The organism is Streptomyces sp. NPDC030809 (genome assembly GCF_055572195.1).
Window position 1 is genome coordinate 232881 of record NZ_JBVIDV010000003.1, and the last position, 16215, is coordinate 249095.

Below are 16215 nucleotides of genomic sequence, written 5' to 3' on the forward strand. Positions count from 1 at the left end.
CGTCAGATCAAGCCGGTTCCGGTGCACGCGGGAGGACAGGCAGTGGACTTCACCTTCACCGAGGAGCAGCAGGCCGCCGTCGAGGCGGCCAGGGCCGTGTTCGCCGACGTCGCCCCCGACCGGGTCTCCAGCCCCGCCCTGTCCCCCGGCGCCGTCGCCGACGACTTCGACCGCCCCCTGTGGGCCACCCTGGCCGCCTCCGACCTGCTCGGCCTCACCACCGCCACCGGACACGGCGGCGCCGGCCTCGACACCGTCGCCCTCTGCCTGCTGCTACGCGAATCCGCCCGGGTCCTCGCCCGCGTCCCCCTGCTCGAACACTGCGCGACCGCCCTGGCCGTCCAGACGCACGGCAGCCCCGCCCTCGCCGCCGAACTCCTGCCCCGCGCCGCCCGCGGAGAACTCGTCCTCACCGCCGCCGCCTCCGGCCGCACCGGCCACGACCCCGCCGAACTCGCCGTCACCGCCCGCCCCGAGGGCACCCACTGGGTCCTCGACGGACTCCAGACCGCCGTCCCGTGGGGCCACACCGCCGACCTGATCGCCGTACCCGCCCACACCCCGGCCGGAGCACCCGTCATCGCCCTCGTCGCACCGGGCACCCCCGGACTGGGCGCGGCCCGCCAGTACTCCACCAGCGGGGAACTCCTCGCCGAACTGGCCCTCGACTCCGTACGCGTCCCCGCCGGCCGGGTCATCGACGCCGACGGCGCCTGGGAACGGCTGCGCCAGACCCTCACCACCGGAACCTGCGCCCTCGCCCTCGGCCTCGGCGAACAGGTCCTCGCGATGACCTCCGCGTACACGGCCAAGCGCGAGCAGTTCGGCTTCCCCGTCGCCACCTTCCAGGCCGTCGCCGTCCAGGCCGCCGACCGCTACATCGACCTGCGGGCCATGGAGGTCACCCTCTGGCAGGCCGCCTGGCGGCTCGACAGCGGAGCCGGCGGCCCGCTCCCCGCCGCCGGGGACGTGGCCGTGGCCAAGATCTGGGCCTCCGAAGGGGTCCGCCGCGTGGTGCAGACCGCCCAGCACCTGCACGGCGGCTTCGGCGCGGACACCGACTACGCCCTGCACCGCTACCACGCCTGGGCCAAGCAGCTGGAGCTCTCACTCGGGCCGGCCGCCGCCCACGAAGAGGCCCTCGGCGACCTCCTGGCCGCCCACCCCCTGGCCTGAGCGGCACCGGCCGGCCCGGCCGGCACCACCCACCACGCCCACGGCCACGGCCACGGCCACGGCACGGTGGCCCGGTACGGCCACGGCCCGAAGGCCGGGTACGGCCACGGCCCGAAGGCCGGGTACGGCCACGGCCCGAAGGCCGGGTACGGCCACGGCCCGAAGGCCGGGTGCGGCTACAGCACGAAGGCCGGGCTGCCGCCGTCCGCCACCATCGGACGGCCGGCCGCCTCCCACGCCTGCATCCCGCCGTCGATGTTCACGGCGTCGATCCCGTTCTGCAGCAGGTACTGCGTCACCTGCGCGGACCGGCCGCCGACCCGGCACATCACGTGCACCCGGCGGCCGTCCTCGACGGCCTCCGTCAGCTCGCCGAAACGCGCCACGAAACCGCTCATCGGCAGGTGCAGCGCGCCCTCGACGTGACCCGCCGCCCATTCGTCGTCCTCCCGGACGTCCAGCACGAAGCCGTCGGCGGGCACGGCGGCGGCGTCCACCGAAGGGAGCGGACCGAAGTTCATAACGCCTTCTCTCGTAAAGGGCCCTCGCAACGGGCCCCGTAACAGGCCCGGTGAAGGGCTCGGACTGCCCCGAACCTATCCGACCCGTCCGCCCCGCCCCACCGGACTACGAGACCAGCCCCGCCAGCTCGCTCTCCCGCTCCGCGACCTGCGCCAGCAGCTGCTCGGCGATCTCCTCCAGCAGCCGGTCCGGATCGTCCGGCGCCATCTTCAGCATCGCACCGATCGCACTCTGCTCCAGCTCCGCGGCCACCAGCGCCAGCAGCTCCTTGCGGCGCGCCAGCCACTCCAGCCGGGCGTACAGCTCCTCGGCCTCCGTCAGCCGCGCCTCCTCCGGCTCCGGACCCGCCGCCCACTCCTCGCCGAGCGCCAGCAGCTCCGCCTCGCTGCCCCGGCCGTACGCGGCGTTCACCCGCACCAGGAAGGCGTCCCGGCGCTGCCGCTCCGCCTCGTCCCGGGCCAGGTCCGGATGCGCCTGCCGGACCAGCTCCCGGTACAGCCGGCGGGCCTCCTCCGAAGGCCGCACCCGCTCCGGCGGCCGCACCGACTGCTCGGTGAGCATCGCCCCGGCATCGTCCGAGATCCCGTCCGAGCCGAGCCAGCCGTGGAACAGCTCGTCCACCCCCGGCATCGGCATCACCAGGGACCGGGCCTCCGCCGCCCGCCGCAGATCCTCCGGATCCCCGGTACGGGCCGCCCGCGCCTCCGCGATCAGCGCGTCCAGCTCGTCCAGCCGCGTGTACATCGGGCCCAGCTTCTGGTGGTGCAGCCGGGAGAAGTTCTCGACCTCCACCCGGAAGGTCTCCACCGCGATCTCGAACTCGATCAGCGCCTGCTCGGCCGCACGCACGGCCCGCCCCAGCCGCGCCTCGGGCTGCTCGTCATCACTCACCCGACCAGCCTAGGGCCTGCCCCGCCCGGCCCGGCATCCGGCGGACCCGCCCCGTCCGCAGCAGGCCCCGCAGCCGATCATGCAGCCGGCCCCGCAGCAGCCGAGGTCGGACGCCCTCCGGGCTGCCGCCGAGGTCAGCCCCCCGCCGCCGCAGCAGCCGAGGTCAGACCCCCTCCTCCGCCGCCACCCGGCCCGCGCGGACCGCCGCCACCAGATCCGCGTGATCGGCCTCCGTCACGTCCGCGTACGCCACCGCGAAGCCGGCCACCGCCTCGTCCAGCTCCTCGTTCTTGCCGCAGTAGCCCGCGATCAGCCGCGGATCGGCACTGTGCGCATGCGCCCGCGCCAGCAGCGCGCCCGTCATGCGCGCGTAGTCGTCCAGCTGGTCCGGGGCCAGCGCCGCCGGGTCCACGCTCCCCTTGCGGTTGCGGAACTGCCGCACCTGGAACGGCCGCCCCTGCACCGTCGTCCAGCCGAGCAGGATGTCCGACACCACCTGCATCCGCTTCTGCCCGGCCACCACCCGCTGCCCCTCGTGCTCCGCCGCCGCCCCGCCGAAGCCCACCGCCGCCAGATGCGGCAGCAGCACCGACGGCCGCGCCTCCTTCACCTGGAGCACCAGCGCCTCCCCCCGGTGGTCCAGCAGCAGCACCACGTACGAGCGCGTGCCCACACTGCCCGTCCCCACCACCCGGAACGCCACGTCGTGCACGGCGTACCGGGCCAGCAGCGGCAGCCGGTCCCCCGGCAGCGTCTCCAGGTACGGGCCCAGCGACGCGGCCACCGCCGCCGCCTCCGCATCCCCCACCCGCCGCAGCACCGGCAGCGCGTCCACGAACCGGCGGCCGCCGTCCGGCCCCGCCTCGGTCGACTTCGCCGCGAACCGCGCGCTCGTGTTGTTCCGCGCCTTCGCCGACACCCGCTCCAGCAGCCCCACCAGATCCCGCGCATCGGTGTGCGAGACCAGCTCCTCGTCCGCGATCGCGTTCCACGCGTCCAGCACCGGCAGCTTCGCCAGCAGCCGCATCGTCCGCCGGTACGCGCCGGCCGCGTCCTGCGCCGCCGTCCGGCACACCTCCTCGGAGGCGCCCGCCACCCGTCCGGCCAGCACCAGCGAGGCCGCCAGCCGCTTCACGTCCCACTCCCACGGCCCGTACACGGTCTCGTCGAAGTCGTTGAGGTCGATCACCAGCCGGCCGCGCGCATCCCCGTACAGCCCGAAGTTCGCCGCGTGCGCGTCCCCGCACAACTGGGTGCCGATCCCGGTCACCGGAGTGCCCGTCAGATCGTGCGCCATCAGCCCGGCCGCACCCCGCAGGAAGGCGAACGGGTTCGCGGCCATCCGCCCCACCCGGATCGGGGCCAGCTCCGCCACCCGGCCCGCGTTCGACTCCTCGACCGCACGGACCGCGTCCGGCCGCCCGGGAACCGGCCCCAGCTCCGCGTGCGCCTTCCGCGGCACCCGGGTCCGCAGGGCCCGGCCCTCGGCGCGCGCATCGCCCTGCGCCGTACGCGGTGCGAAACCGGCCACCCCAGGTATGCGCTCACCCATCGTCAGACCCCGCCCTCGTCACCCGCCCGTACCCGCGTACGGATCGGCAGACCAACAGATCAACAGATCAACAGCGCACGACCGTACCCACCGAGGCCCCCGCACGGAAGCTCCGGGCCCGGCCCCCGGCCGCCGCCCCGCACCCCGGCCCACGGCCGAAACCCGACGACCGCACCCCGACGCCCCCGTCCCGAAGACCGGAACCGACGCCCGCAATCCCCGGCGCCCGACCCCCACGACCCGCCCTACAGCCCCGCGTCCCGCGCCAGCAGCGCCGCCTGCACCCGGTTCTCGCACCCCAGCTTCGCCAGGATCCGGCTCACGTACGTCTTCACCGTCGCCTCGCTCATGTGCAGCCGCCGCCCGGCATCCGCGTTCGACAGCCCCTCGCCCAGCAGCACCAGCACCCCCCGCTCCCGCTCGCTCAGCTCCGCCACCCGCCGCCGGGCCTCCTCCGCCCGCCCGCCGGCCACCCGCCCCGCCCCCGAAGCCAGCTGGTCCACCACGTGCCGGGTCGCCGCCGGAGACAGGTACGCGTCCCCGGCCGCCGCCGCCCGCACCGCACCGATCAGCTCCGCCGGCGCCGAATCCTTCAGCAGGAAACCCGCACCGCCCTCCGCCAGCGCCCGCAGCACGTTCTCCTTCTCCCCGAACGTGGTCAGGATCAGCGCCCGCGTCCCCGGCGCCGCCCGCCGCAGCTCCGCCAGCGCCGTCAGCCCGTCCATCACCGGCATCTGGATGTCCAGGAGCACCACGTCCGGCGCGTGCGCCCGCGCGAGCTCCACCGCCGCACGCCCGTCGGGCGCCTCCGCAACCACCTCCACCCCCGGATCCGAGGTCAGGATCATCCGGATCCCCGCACGGATGAGGGGCTCGTCATCGGCAATGACCACCCTGACCACACCGCTCGCCACGCCCGCTCCTACCTGTCCACCTCGTACGCCGACTTCTCGACCAGCTTGCCGTCCTTGAAACAGAAGCGGAAAACCCGGTCCGTCCGCATGTCCGACGCATACGCCTCGTCCAGCAGGAACAGGCACTCCGCCCCCGCCGGCCGCGCCGGACCACCCTCCTCCAGCCCGGCGGTCACGAGATCGCTGCCCTCCGGCAGCCGCCCCCGCACCACCTCCTCCGAGGTGCCCACCTTCTGCTCCTCGTACGTCTCCTCCCCCACCGTCGCCTTCTGCGCCGCGCCCATCACCATGAACAGCAGCACCCCCGCCGCGATCACCAGCAGCACCAGCGCCGCCGCCGCGATCGCGCAGCCCAGCGCCACCCCCCGCAGCCGGCTCCGGCCCACCTGCCCGGCCAGCTCCCGGTCCACGGCGGACCAGTCCACCGGCCCCCCGCCCCGCAGCCCCACCGGCTGCGCCTGCTGCCCGAAATCGTCCGCCGCATCCACCGGCGCCACCGCCGGACCCGCCGGCTCCGCCCCGTACGGCAGCACCCCCGCCACCCGGAACCCGCCGTCCGCCGCCGCCCCCGCGTGCACCATCCCGCCGACCAGCCGGGCCCGCTCCCGCAGCCCCGTCAGCCCCTGCCCGCCGCTGACCACCTCGCCCGCACCCGGCCCGGCGGCCGGCCCGTTCGCGATCTCCACCACCAGCGAGTCGTCCTCGTACCGCAGCTCCACCGCGATCGGCGCCCCCGGCGCATGCTTGTACGCGTTCGTCAGCGCCTCCTGCACGATCCGGTACGCCGCGTGGTCGCACGCCGGAGCCAGCGGCCGCTCCGCACCCGTCCGTGTCAGCCGCACGTCCGTCCCCGCCGCCCGCGCAGCCTCCACCACCCCCGCGATGCCGGCCACCCCGCGCGCCACCGGCCCCGTGTCCTCCGCCTCCGCAGGCGCCTCCACCCCGTCCCGCAGGATGCCCACGACCTCCCGCAGCTCGTGCATCGCCGACACCGAGGCCTGCCGCAGCACCCCCACCGCCTCCCGCTGACGGTCGGTCAGCGCCGGATCGACCTCCAGCGCCCCCGTGTGCACCGCGATCAGCGCCAGCTGGTGCCCCAGGCTGTCGTGCATGTCCTGCGCGATCCGCTGCCGCTCCCGCAGCCGCGCCTGCCCCGCCACCATCTCCCGCTCGCGCAGCAGCTGCGCGTTGCGGTCCTGCATCGCGTGCAGCAGGGTCCGCCGCTGGTTCCAGTACCGGCTGGCCAGACCCGGGAACACGGTCGTCGCCAGGTACAGCAGCGTCGCGAAGAAGACCATCTGGAGCGGCCGCAGCTGCTGCCCGTCCACCAGCAGCCCCACCCCGATGCTGAGCACGAACCCCAGCGTGAACGCGAACAGCGCCCGCACCACGCCCACGATCCGCCGCCCGGCCGTCCAGCCCGCAAGGATCGTCACCGGCGCCATCCCCGGCAGCCAGCCGCCCAGCGCACACGACGCGACCAGCACCCCCGCCGGCAGCCGGCGCCGCAGCAGCGACAGCAGCGCCGCACCCACCCCGCTGACCGCCACCTTCCAGGCGGCGTCCTGCGCCAGATCGGCCACCCCGGCCGCCATCAGCGCCAGCGTCCCCGCGAGCACGGCCTCGCCCGCGATCCGGCGCCGGGACCACGCATCGGGCCCCTTCAGCCAGTTCCAGCCCCGGCCCAGCTCTGCCTTCACGTCCACGCCCCGACCCTAGGCACCCGATCCACCGCCGTCCGCTCTCTTTCGTCGCGCCCCGCCCGACGAAAGTCGCAGAGTGACGGCCCCCACACCCGGACCCCGTCCGGCCCCCGCCCGACCCGCACCGGCAAACCCGTACGCACCGCACGACACAACACAAGAAGCCCCGCGGATCTGTGATCCGCGGGGCTTCCGCTGTGGGCGAGGGGGGATTTGAACCCCCACGTCCCGAAGGACACTGGCACCTGAAGCCAGCGCGTCTGCCGTTCCGCCACTCGCCCGAGTAGCTACCTGGGGGCCTTCCCTTTCGGGCCGTTCCCCTGGCGACACCGGAACATTAGCACGTCGGACGGGGTGCAACCGAATCGCTTTCCCGCAGCCCCCCGCACCGCCCCCCGGAAGGGCACGCACCGGGGGTTCGCCCCTCCCCTCCCGCTGTCACCGCCAGGTGCGGGACACTGGTCCGGGGCCGCCTCTACGATCCCTTGTGAGGGGCAACACTCGTCTGCTGGACAGATAAGGGGAACCAGCCGATTTCCCCACGCGTGGATACGATCAGTAAGCAGTACAGGGCGACAACGACGGAGGAGGTGCCCCATGGGAGTCCTGAAGAGGTTCGAACAGCGACTTGAAGGCTTGGTGAACGGCACCTTCGCCAAGGTGTTCAAGTCCGAGGTCCAGCCCGTCGAGATCGCCGGCGCCCTCCAGCGCGAGTGCGACAACAACGCGACCATCTGGAACCGCGAGCGCACCGTCGTCCCCAACGACTTCATCGTGGAACTCAGCGCCGGGGACTACGAGCGGCTCAGCCCGTACTCCGGACAGCTCGGCGACGAGCTCGCCGGCCTCGTCCGCGACTACGCCAAGCAGCAGCGCTACACCTTCATGGGGCCCATCAAGGTCCACCTGGAGAAGGCCGACGACCTCGACACCGGCCTGTACCGCGTCCGCAGCCGCACCCTGGCCTCCTCCACCTCCCAGCCGCAGCCGGACCCCCAGCCGGGCCCCGGCGGATACGGCTACCCGCCCGTCGCCGCCCCCCCGATGCCCGCAGGCCCGCCCCCCGGCGGACCCCAGCGGCGCCCCGGGCACGGCGGACCGGCCCCCGCACCCGGAGGCGGCGACCGCCTCCGCCGCTGGATCGAGATCAACGGCACCCGCCACCAGATCTCCCGCCCGACGCTGGTGCTCGGACGCAGCACCGAAGCCGACGTGCGGATCGACGACCCCGGCGTATCCCGCCGGCACTGTGAGATCCGGACCGGAACGCCCTCGACGATCCAGGATCTCGGGTCCACCAACGGCATCGTGGTGGACGGGCAGCACACCACCCGCGCTACGCTCCGCGACGGCTCGCGGATCGTCGTGGGCAGCACGACCATCATTTACCGGCAAGCCGAAGGGTGAAGCGGGGGCAATGTCAGAGCTGACCCTGACGGTCATGCGGCTGGGTTTCCTGGCCGTTCTGTGGCTGTTCGTCATCGTGGCCGTACAGGTCATCAGGAGTGACCTGTTCGGCACGCGGGTGACCCAGCGCGGTTCACGCCGCGGCGGGGCGGACACCCGCACGCAGCCGCAGGGAGGCCGCCAGACCGCGCCCCCGCAGCAGCGCCAGCGCCGCGGCGCACCCACCAAGCTGGTCGTCTCCGAAGGCACCCTCACCGGCACCACGGTCGCCCTCCAGGGGCAGACCATCACCCTGGGCCGGGCCCACGACTCGACCATCGTGCTGGACGACGACTACGCCTCCAGCCGCCATGCCAGGATCTACCCCGACCGGGACGGCAACTGGATCGTCGAGGACCTCGGGTCGACCAACGGCACCTACCTCGACCGGGCCCGGCTGACCGTCGCGACACCCATTCCGCTGGGCGCCCCGATCCGCATCGGCAAGACCGTCATCGAGCTGCGGAAGTAGTACGAGAATGAGCGAGCGGAGCGAGCGAGCCGCGGCGGTCCCCACAGCGGACCCGAGCGCGCTCCCGACCGGAGGGTGGGCAGTGTGGCTCGAGACCGGCTGTACCCGGAAGGCTTGTCGACTGGGCAGGTGCACATGAGTCTGTCCCTGCGGTTCGCCGCCGGTTCGCACAAGGGCATGATCCGCGAGGGGAACGAAGATTCCGGTTACGCCGGACCCCGCCTCCTCGCCATCGCCGACGGCATGGGCGGCCAGGCGGCCGGCGAGGTCGCCAGCTCCGAGGTGATCTCCACCCTCGTGCAGCTCGACGACGACGTCCCGGGCTCCGACCTCCTCACCTCCCTCGGCAGCGCCGTCCAGCGCGCCAACGACCAGCTGCGCGTCATGGTCGAGGAGGACCCCCAGCTCGAAGGCATGGGCACCACGCTCACCGCCCTCCTGTGGACCGGCCAGCGCCTCGGCCTCGTCCACGTCGGCGACTCCCGCGCCTACCTGCTGCGCGACGGCGTCCTCACCCAGATCACCCAGGACCACACCTGGGTCCAGCGGCTCGTCGACGAAGGCCGGATCACCGAAGAGGAAGCCACCACCCACCCCCAGCGCTCCCTCCTCATGCGCGCCCTCGGCAGCGGGGACCACGTCGAACCCGACCTCTCCATCCGCGAGGTCCGCGCCGGCGACCGCTACCTCATCTGCTCCGACGGCCTCTCCGGCGTGGTCTCCCACCAGACCCTCGAAGAGACCCTGGCCGGCTACCACGGCCCGCACGAGACCGTCCAGGCGCTCATCCAGCTCGCCCTGCGCGGCGGCGGCCCCGACAACATCACCTGCATCGTCGCCGACGTCCTCGACAACGGCAGCGTGGACACCCTCGCCGGCCAGTTCACCGACACCCCCGTGGTCGTCGGCGCGGTCGCCGAGAACCAGCACCAGCTGTTCGACGGCGGCGCCATGCAGACCCCCGCCGGCCGCGCCTCCGGGCTCGGCCGCCGCCACCCCGCCCCCCCGGCCGCCGGCTTCGGTCCGCCCGGAAGCGGCGAGACCCCCGGATACGGCGCCGCACCCGAAGGCCCGTACGGCAGCTTCGGCGACCACGAGGGCTACGACGACTTCGACGACACCGAGGACGAGTTCGCCCCCCGCAAAGGGCGGAAGTGGCTCAAGAGGTCCCTCATCCTCCTCGTCGCCGCCGGAGTGATCGGCGGCGGCCTCTACGGCGGCTGGCGCTGGACCCAGACCCAGTACTACGTCGGCGTCCAGGAGCAGCACGTCGCCCTCTTCCGCGGGATCAGCCAGGACCTGGCATGGATCAAGCTGTCGAAGGTCGACCAGGACCACCCCGAGATCGAACTCAAGTACCTCCCGCCGTTCCAGCAGAAGCTCCTCAAGGAGACCATCAGCGGGGGCAGCCGCGAAGGCGCCGAGAAGAAGATCGACGAACTGGCCGTCCAGGCCTCCGCCTGCAAGAAGGACGAGCAGCGCCGCAAGGCGGAGGAGACCGCCAAGCCCGCCCCCGACGGCGGCACGGCCACCCGGAAGAACCCGACGCCCACACCCGGCCCCAGCCTCACGCCAGAAGAGCAGAAGCTGGTCGGACTGTGCGGGAAGCAGTAGGAGCCGCAACTCAAGCGGCAAGCGGGCGCAGGGGGCCTGCCACACCATGAGCGTTGTCACCAACACGACCACCATCGGCGCCATCGAGCTGCCGAGCCGGCGCAACACCGAGCTCCTGCTGCTCGCGTTCGCCGTGGTCATCCCGATCTTCGCCTACGCCAACGTGGGCCTCGCCGTCCACGGCAAGCTGCCCCCTGGCATGCTCGCCTACGGACTCGGCCTCGGCCTGCTCGCAGGCATCGGCCACCTCGTCGTACGCCGGTACGCCAAGTACGCCGACCCGCTGCTGCTGCCGCTGGCCACCCTCCTCAACGGACTCGGCCTCGTCCTCATCTGGCGACTCGACCAGTCCGAACGGCTCCAGAACCTCGCCAAGCGGCAGTTCGGCGCCTTCTCCCCCTCGGCGCCCAACCAGCTCTTCTACACCGCGGTCGGCATCGCCCTCTTCGTCGGCGTCCTGCTCCTCCTCAAGGACCACCGCACCCTCCAGCGCTTCACGTACATCTCCATGGCCGCGGCGCTGGTCCTGCTGATCCTCCCCGTCGTCCCCGGCCTCGGCGCCGACGTCTTCGGCGCCAAGATCTGGATCAGCGTCGCCGGCTTCTCCATCCAGCCCGGCGAATTCGCCAAGATCGTCATCGCGGTCTTCTTCGCCGGCTACCTCATGGTCAAGCGCGACGCCCTCGCCCTCGCCAGCCGCCGCTTCATGGGCCTCTACCTGCCCCGCGGCCGCGACCTCGGCCCCATCCTCATGATCTGGGCGATGAGCCTGCTCATCCTCATCTTCGAGAACGACCTCGGCACCTCGCTGCTCTTCTTCGGCATGTTCGTGATCATGCTGTACGTCGCCACCGAGCGGACCAGCTGGATCGTCATCGGCCTCCTGATGTCCGTCGCCGGCGCCGTCGTCGTCGCCGGCTTCTCCGGCCACGTCGAAGCCCGCGTCAACGCCTGGCTCGACCCCTTCGCCTGCTACACCACCTCCGGCGCCTGCGAGCAGGTCGGCCAGTCCCTCATGTCCTTCGGCTCCGGCGGCGTCCTCGGCACCGGCCTCGGCCAGGGCCACTCCGACCTCATCCTCTTCGCCGCCAACTCCGACTTCATCTTCTCCACCGTCGGCGAAGAACTCGGACTCGCCGGAGTCATGGCCTTCCTCCTGCTCTACGGCCTGATCATCGAACGCGGCGCCCGCACCGCCCTCGCCGCCCGCGACCCGTTCGGCAAGCTCTTCGCCATCGGCCTCTCCGGCGCCTTCGCCATCCAGATCTTCGTCGTCGCCGGCGGAGTCATGGGCCTCATCCCCCTCACCGGCATGACCATGCCCTTCCTCGCCTCCGGCGGATCCTCGGTCATCGCCAACTGGGCCCTCATCGGCATCCTCATCCGCATCAGCGACACCGCGCGCCGACCCGCACCGGCCCCCGCCCCGTCCCCCGACGCCGAAATGACCCAGGTGGTCCGACCCTCATGAACAAGCCGCTGCGCCGCATCGCGATCTTCTGCGGACTGCTCATCCTCGCCCTGCTCGTCCGCACCAACTGGCTCCAGTACGTCCAGGCCGAGGAACTGAGCACCCGCAAGGAGAACCGCCGGGTCGCCATCGCCCAGTACGCCCAGGAGCGGGGCAACATCATCGCCAACGGGAAGCCCATCACCGGCTCCACCGTCACCGACGGCAGCGACTACAAGTACAAGCGCACCTACATCGACGGCCCCATGTGGGCCCCCGTCACCGGGTTCGCCTCCCAGGCCTTCGGCTCCACCCAGCTCGAAAAGCTCGAAGACAAGATCCTCACCGGCAACGACGACCGGCTCTTCTTCGACCGCACCATCGGCATGTTCACCGGCGAGAAGCGCCAGGGCGGCAACGTCGTCACCACCCTCATGCCCGCCGCCCAGAAGGCCGCCTTCAAGGGCCTCGGCAGCAACAAGGGCGCCGTCGTCGCCCTCGACCCCCGCACCGGCGCCATCCTCGCCCTCGCCAGCGCCCCCTCGTACGACCCCTCCTCCTTCGCCGGCAACTCCAAGACCGACGAAAAGGCCTGGGTCGCACTCAAGGACAGCAAGAACAAGGAACTCGTCAACCGCGCCCTGCGCGAGACCTACCCGCCCGGCTCCACCTTCAAGGTGGTCACCGCCGCCGCAGCCCTCGAACACGGCGTCGTCACCGACGTCGACGCCCCCACCGACACCCCCGAGCCGTACATCCTCCCCGGCACCCGCACCCAGCTGATCAACCAGCACGGCGGCTGCAAGGGCGCCAGCCTGAACAAGGCGCTCGAGGTGTCCTGCAACAGCGTCTTCGCCAACATGGGCGACAAGGTGGGCCGCGACAAGATGGTCGAGACCGCCGAGAAGTTCGGCTTCAACGACCCCGAGATCGACACCCCGGTCCGCGCCTTCGCCAGCGTCTACGACAAGACCATGAGCCGCGACGGCAACGCCCAGTCCGCCATCGGCCAGTTCAACACCGCCGCCACCCCCCTCCAGATGGCCATGGTCGCCGCCGCCGTCGCCAACGACGGCAAGCTGATGAAGCCCTACATGGTCGACCAGCTCACCGCCCCCAACCTGGACGTCATCGAGCGCACCGAGCCCGAGGAGATGAGCCGCCCGCTCTCCCCCGAGAACGCGCAGAAGCTCCAGGACATGATGGTCAACGTCGTCGAGAACGGCACCGGCGAGCGGGCGCGGATCCCCAGCGCCACCGTCGGCGGCAAGACCGGCACCGCCCAGCACGGCGAGAAGAACAAGAAGCGCCCCTACGCCTGGTTCATCTCGTACGCCAAGACCGACAAGGGCGCCGTCGCCGTCGCCGTCGTCATCGAGGACAGCGACGCCACCCGCGAGGACATCAGCGGCGGCGGCCTCGCCGCCCCCATCGCCAAGGACGTCATGCAGGCGGTCCTCAAGGCACAGGGGTGACGCAACTCACGCCGCCGGGCCACCGGCGGCAACGGGTACCGGTCCGGTATCAGCCTGCGGTCACGGACGGCAGACACAGCCGCGGCCGGTAGCCTTTTGCGCGAACAGCACACCGCCGGACCACACACGGGTGCGGTCGGGACTGACGGAGAGGGCTGGAACGTTATGGAAGAGCCGCGTCGCCTCGGCGGCCGGTACGAGCTGGGCTCGGTGCTCGGCCGTGGTGGCATGGCCGAGGTCTATCTCGCGCACGACACCCGGCTCGGCCGCACCGTCGCCGTGAAGACCCTCCGGGCGGACCTCGCCCGCGATCCGTCCTTCCAGGCCCGGTTCCGCCGCGAGGCCCAGTCGGCCGCCTCGCTGAACCACCCGGCGATCGTCGCCGTCTACGACACCGGCGAGGACTACGTCGACAACATCTCCATCCCGTACATCGTGATGGAGTACGTCGACGGCTCCACGCTCCGCGAACTCCTGCACTCCGGCCGCAGACTGCTGCCCGAGCGCACCCTGGAAATGACCATCGGCATCCTCCAGGCCCTCGAGTACTCGCACCGCGCCGGCATCGTCCACCGCGACATCAAGCCCGCCAACGTCATGCTGACGCGCACCGGCCAGGTCAAGGTCATGGACTTCGGCATCGCCCGCGCCATGGGCGACTCCGGCATGACCATGACCCAGACCGCCGCCGTCATCGGCACCGCCCAGTACCTCTCCCCCGAGCAGGCCAAGGGCGAACAGGTCGACGCCCGCTCCGACCTGTACTCCACCGGCTGCCTCCTCTACGAGCTGCTCACCGTCCGGCCCCCGTTCGTCGGCGACTCCCCCGTCGCCGTCGCCTACCAGCACGTACGGGAAGAACCCCAGCCGCCGAGCAACTTCGACCCCGAGATCACGCCCGAGATGGACGCCATCGTCCTCAAGGCCCTGGTCAAGGACCCCGACTACCGCTACCAGTCGGCCGACGAAATGCGCGCCGACATCGAAGCGTGCCTCGACGGCCAGCCCGTCGCCGCCACCGCGGCCATGGGCGCCCCCGGCTACGGCGGCTACGGCTACCCCGACCAGGCCCACGGCCACCCCGGCTACGACCAGCCCACCACGGCGCTGCGCACCGCCGACCCCGGCCAGACCTCGATGATGCCGCCCATGCCCCCCGGCGCCGACGGCGGCTACCCGCCGCACGGCTACGACGACGGCGGCCGCGCCGGCCGCCGCCAGAAGAAGAGCCGCGCCTCCACCGTGCTGCTCGCCGCCGCCGCCATCCTCGTCCTGATCGGCGCGATCCTCATCGGGAGCGCACTGACCAGCAAGACCGGCAGCAACACCTTCGCGGCCCCGAACCTCGTCGGCACCACCTTCGACCAGGCCGTCAAGAACGGCGACAACGTCGGCCTCAAGGTCGTCAAGTCGAAGGACGAGCCCTGCGACGACCAGCCCAAGGGCAGCGTCTGCAGCCAGGACCCCACGGCCGGCACCGACGTCTCCAAGGGCGACACCATCAACGTGGTCGTCTCCGCCGGCGCACCGAAGGTCCTCGTCCCCGACGTCATCAACGTCTCCTTCGACGAGGCCGAGAAGACCCTGAAGGACAAGGGCTTCGCGGTCGAGCGCAAGAACGAGGAGTCCGACCGGACCCCCGGCACCGTCCTGCGCCAGACCCCGAAGGGCAGCTCCTCCGTCCAGAAGGGCTCCACGGTCACCCTGTGGGTCGCCAAGGAGGCGGAGAAGTCCACCGTCCCGGACCTCACCGGCAAGACCGTGGACGACGCCAGGAAGGCCCTGGAGGACGAAGGCCTCAAGCTCGGCAGCGTCACGGAGATCGAGTCCAGCGCCACGCCCGGCACGGTCGTCGAGCAGAGCCTCGCGCCGAACGTCGAGGTGGCCAAGGACTCCACCGTCAACATCAAGACGGCGAAGGCGGCCTCCAAGGTCAAGGTGCCGAACCTCGCGGGCAAGACGGTCGCCGAGGCCCGCCAGATCCTCCAGCGGAAGAACCTGACCTTCGGCTCCGTCCTCTCCGGCCCGCAGGACGAGAACGCGATCATCGCGGCCTCGGACCCGCTCCCCGGCAACGAGGTGGACCCCGGCACGGTCGTCAACGTGGTCACCACCGCGGGCCAGGGCGACCAGGGCGGCCAGCAGGGCGGCGGCTTCCTCGGCGGCCTCCGCGGCAACTGATCCGACCGGACAACGAAGGAAGGCCGGGCCCCGAACGGGGGGCCCGGCCTTCCGGCGTATCAGAACCGAGCTCCTTCAAGGAGCCCGGCTCCACACCCGTCACCCGCGCAGTTCCGCCGGCGGCGTCCGCCCCGCGTCCACCTTCTGGGTCCGCACCAGTTCACCCCACACGATGTACCGGTACTTCGAGGTGTACACCGGGGTGCAGGTCGTCAGGGTGATGTAGCGGCCGGGGGTCGTGCGGCCCGACTGGCGCGGGACCGGAGCCAGGACCTCCGTGTTGTACTTCGACGTCTGGCGCAGCTCCGCGAACACCTTGTACACGTACCAGGTGTCACGGGTCTCGAAGACGATCGCGTCCCCGTCCCGCAGCCGGTGGATGTTGTGGAACTTGGCCCCGTGCCCGTCCCGGTGCGCCGCCAGCGTGAAGTTGCCCTGCTCCTCCCACGGCAGCGCCGACTTCACCGGCTGCGTGTAGTAGCCGGCCACCCCGTCGTTCAGGACCTCGGACGAGGTGCCCTTCTTGACCAGGACCTCCCCGCCGCCCATCGCCGGCACGTGCAGGAAGCCGATCCCGTCCTTCGTGTCCAGCGCCCCCGGACCCGCCGCCACCGGCGCCGACCGCCAGGTCTCGCGCACCGCGTCCCCGCGCGCCGAGGCCTCCCGGTCCGCCAGCACGTTCGTCCACCACAGCGAATAGACCACGAACAGTCCCAGCACCAGACCCGCCGTGATCAGCAGCTCCCCGGTGAGGCTGAGCACGGCCGCGACCCGGTTCCGCGTCCGCCTGCGTGTGCCCGACACCTGCCCACCGTCCCC

Annotated in this window: 13 protein-coding genes and 1 tRNA gene; 7 read left to right on the forward strand and 7 right to left on the reverse strand. The window is 72.2% G+C overall.

Annotated features, from left to right (window positions below; genetic code table 11):
* Nucleotides 1-42 precede the first annotated feature (42 nt).
* Nucleotides 43-1176: an acyl-CoA dehydrogenase family protein gene (locus ACZ407_RS05770; protein ID WP_468126063.1), complete on the forward strand. Its 1134-nt coding sequence runs from the start codon at nucleotides 43-45 to the stop codon at nucleotides 1174-1176.
* A 176-nt stretch (nucleotides 1177-1352) separates the two neighbouring features.
* On the opposite strand, the gene ACZ407_RS05775 is transcribed toward ACZ407_RS05770, so the two are convergent.
* The 6 genes from ACZ407_RS05775 to ACZ407_RS05800 all read right to left on the reverse strand — a co-directional run bounded on the left by ACZ407_RS05775 (nucleotide 1353) and on the right by ACZ407_RS05800 (nucleotide 7039).
* On the reverse strand, nucleotides 1353-1697 hold the full coding sequence (locus ACZ407_RS05775; RefSeq protein WP_468125787.1) for a rhodanese-like domain-containing protein: 345 nt from the start codon (nucleotides 1695-1697) through the stop codon (nucleotides 1353-1355).
* 106 nt (nucleotides 1698-1803) lie between these two features.
* Nucleotides 1804-2589 (reverse strand): J domain-containing protein, encoded by a 786-nt coding sequence (locus tag ACZ407_RS05780; RefSeq protein ID WP_468125789.1) that lies wholly within the window; start codon nucleotides 2587-2589, stop codon nucleotides 1804-1806.
* 163 nt (nucleotides 2590-2752) lie between these two features.
* Nucleotides 2753-4141 carry a DUF2252 domain-containing protein gene (locus ACZ407_RS05785; protein WP_468125791.1) on the reverse strand — a complete coding sequence of 463 codons (1389 nt, stop codon included), beginning with the start codon at nucleotides 4139-4141 and terminating at the stop codon, nucleotides 2753-2755.
* 245 nt (nucleotides 4142-4386) lie between these two features.
* A complete protein-coding gene (locus tag ACZ407_RS05790; protein ID WP_468125793.1) occupies nucleotides 4387-5055 on the reverse strand; it encodes a response regulator transcription factor in 669 nt (222 codons plus the stop codon).
* 8 nt (nucleotides 5056-5063) lie between these two features.
* Nucleotides 5064-6761 carry a sensor histidine kinase gene (locus ACZ407_RS05795; RefSeq protein ID WP_468125794.1) on the reverse strand — a complete coding sequence of 566 codons (1698 nt, stop codon included), beginning with the start codon at nucleotides 6759-6761 and terminating at the stop codon, nucleotides 5064-5066.
* Nucleotides 6762-6956: 195 nt separating this feature from the next.
* Nucleotides 6957-7039, reverse strand: a tRNA-Leu gene (locus ACZ407_RS05800).
* Between the two features lie 316 nt (nucleotides 7040-7355).
* Between ACZ407_RS05800 and ACZ407_RS05805 the strand changes: the two genes are divergently transcribed.
* From ACZ407_RS05805 to pknB, 6 genes are all read left to right on the forward strand, one after another.
* On the forward strand, nucleotides 7356-8165 hold the full coding sequence (locus ACZ407_RS05805) for an FhaA domain-containing protein (RefSeq protein ID WP_468125796.1): 810 nt from the start codon (nucleotides 7356-7358) through the stop codon (nucleotides 8163-8165).
* Between the two features lie 10 nt (nucleotides 8166-8175).
* Nucleotides 8176-8676: an FHA domain-containing protein FhaB/FipA gene (locus ACZ407_RS05810; RefSeq protein WP_468125798.1), complete on the forward strand. Its 501-nt coding sequence runs from the start codon at nucleotides 8176-8178 to the stop codon at nucleotides 8674-8676.
* Between the two features lie 135 nt (nucleotides 8677-8811).
* Nucleotides 8812-10290, forward strand: a complete 1479-nt coding sequence (locus ACZ407_RS05815; protein WP_468125799.1) for a PP2C family protein-serine/threonine phosphatase — start codon at nucleotides 8812-8814, stop codon at nucleotides 10288-10290.
* A gap of 46 nt (nucleotides 10291-10336) precedes the next feature.
* Nucleotides 10337-11761 (forward strand): FtsW/RodA/SpoVE family cell cycle protein, encoded by a 1425-nt coding sequence (locus ACZ407_RS05820; RefSeq protein ID WP_468125801.1) that lies wholly within the window; start codon nucleotides 10337-10339, stop codon nucleotides 11759-11761.
* Nucleotides 11758-13215 (forward strand): peptidoglycan D,D-transpeptidase FtsI family protein, encoded by a 1458-nt coding sequence (locus ACZ407_RS05825; protein WP_468125803.1) that lies wholly within the window; start codon nucleotides 11758-11760, stop codon nucleotides 13213-13215. Before ACZ407_RS05820 ends, ACZ407_RS05825 begins: the two co-directional genes overlap by 4 nt.
* Before the next feature lie 165 nt (nucleotides 13216-13380).
* A complete protein-coding gene (gene pknB / locus ACZ407_RS05830; protein ID WP_468125805.1) occupies nucleotides 13381-15396 on the forward strand; it encodes a Stk1 family PASTA domain-containing Ser/Thr kinase in 2016 nt (671 codons plus the stop codon).
* Nucleotides 15397-15495: 99 nt separating this feature from the next.
* Here pknB and ACZ407_RS05835 read toward each other — a convergent pair whose 3' ends face one another.
* Nucleotides 15496-16200, reverse strand: coding sequence for a class E sortase (locus ACZ407_RS05835; RefSeq protein ID WP_468125806.1), 705 nt, complete (start codon nucleotides 16198-16200; stop codon nucleotides 15496-15498).
* Nucleotides 16201-16215: the final 15 nt, after the last annotated feature.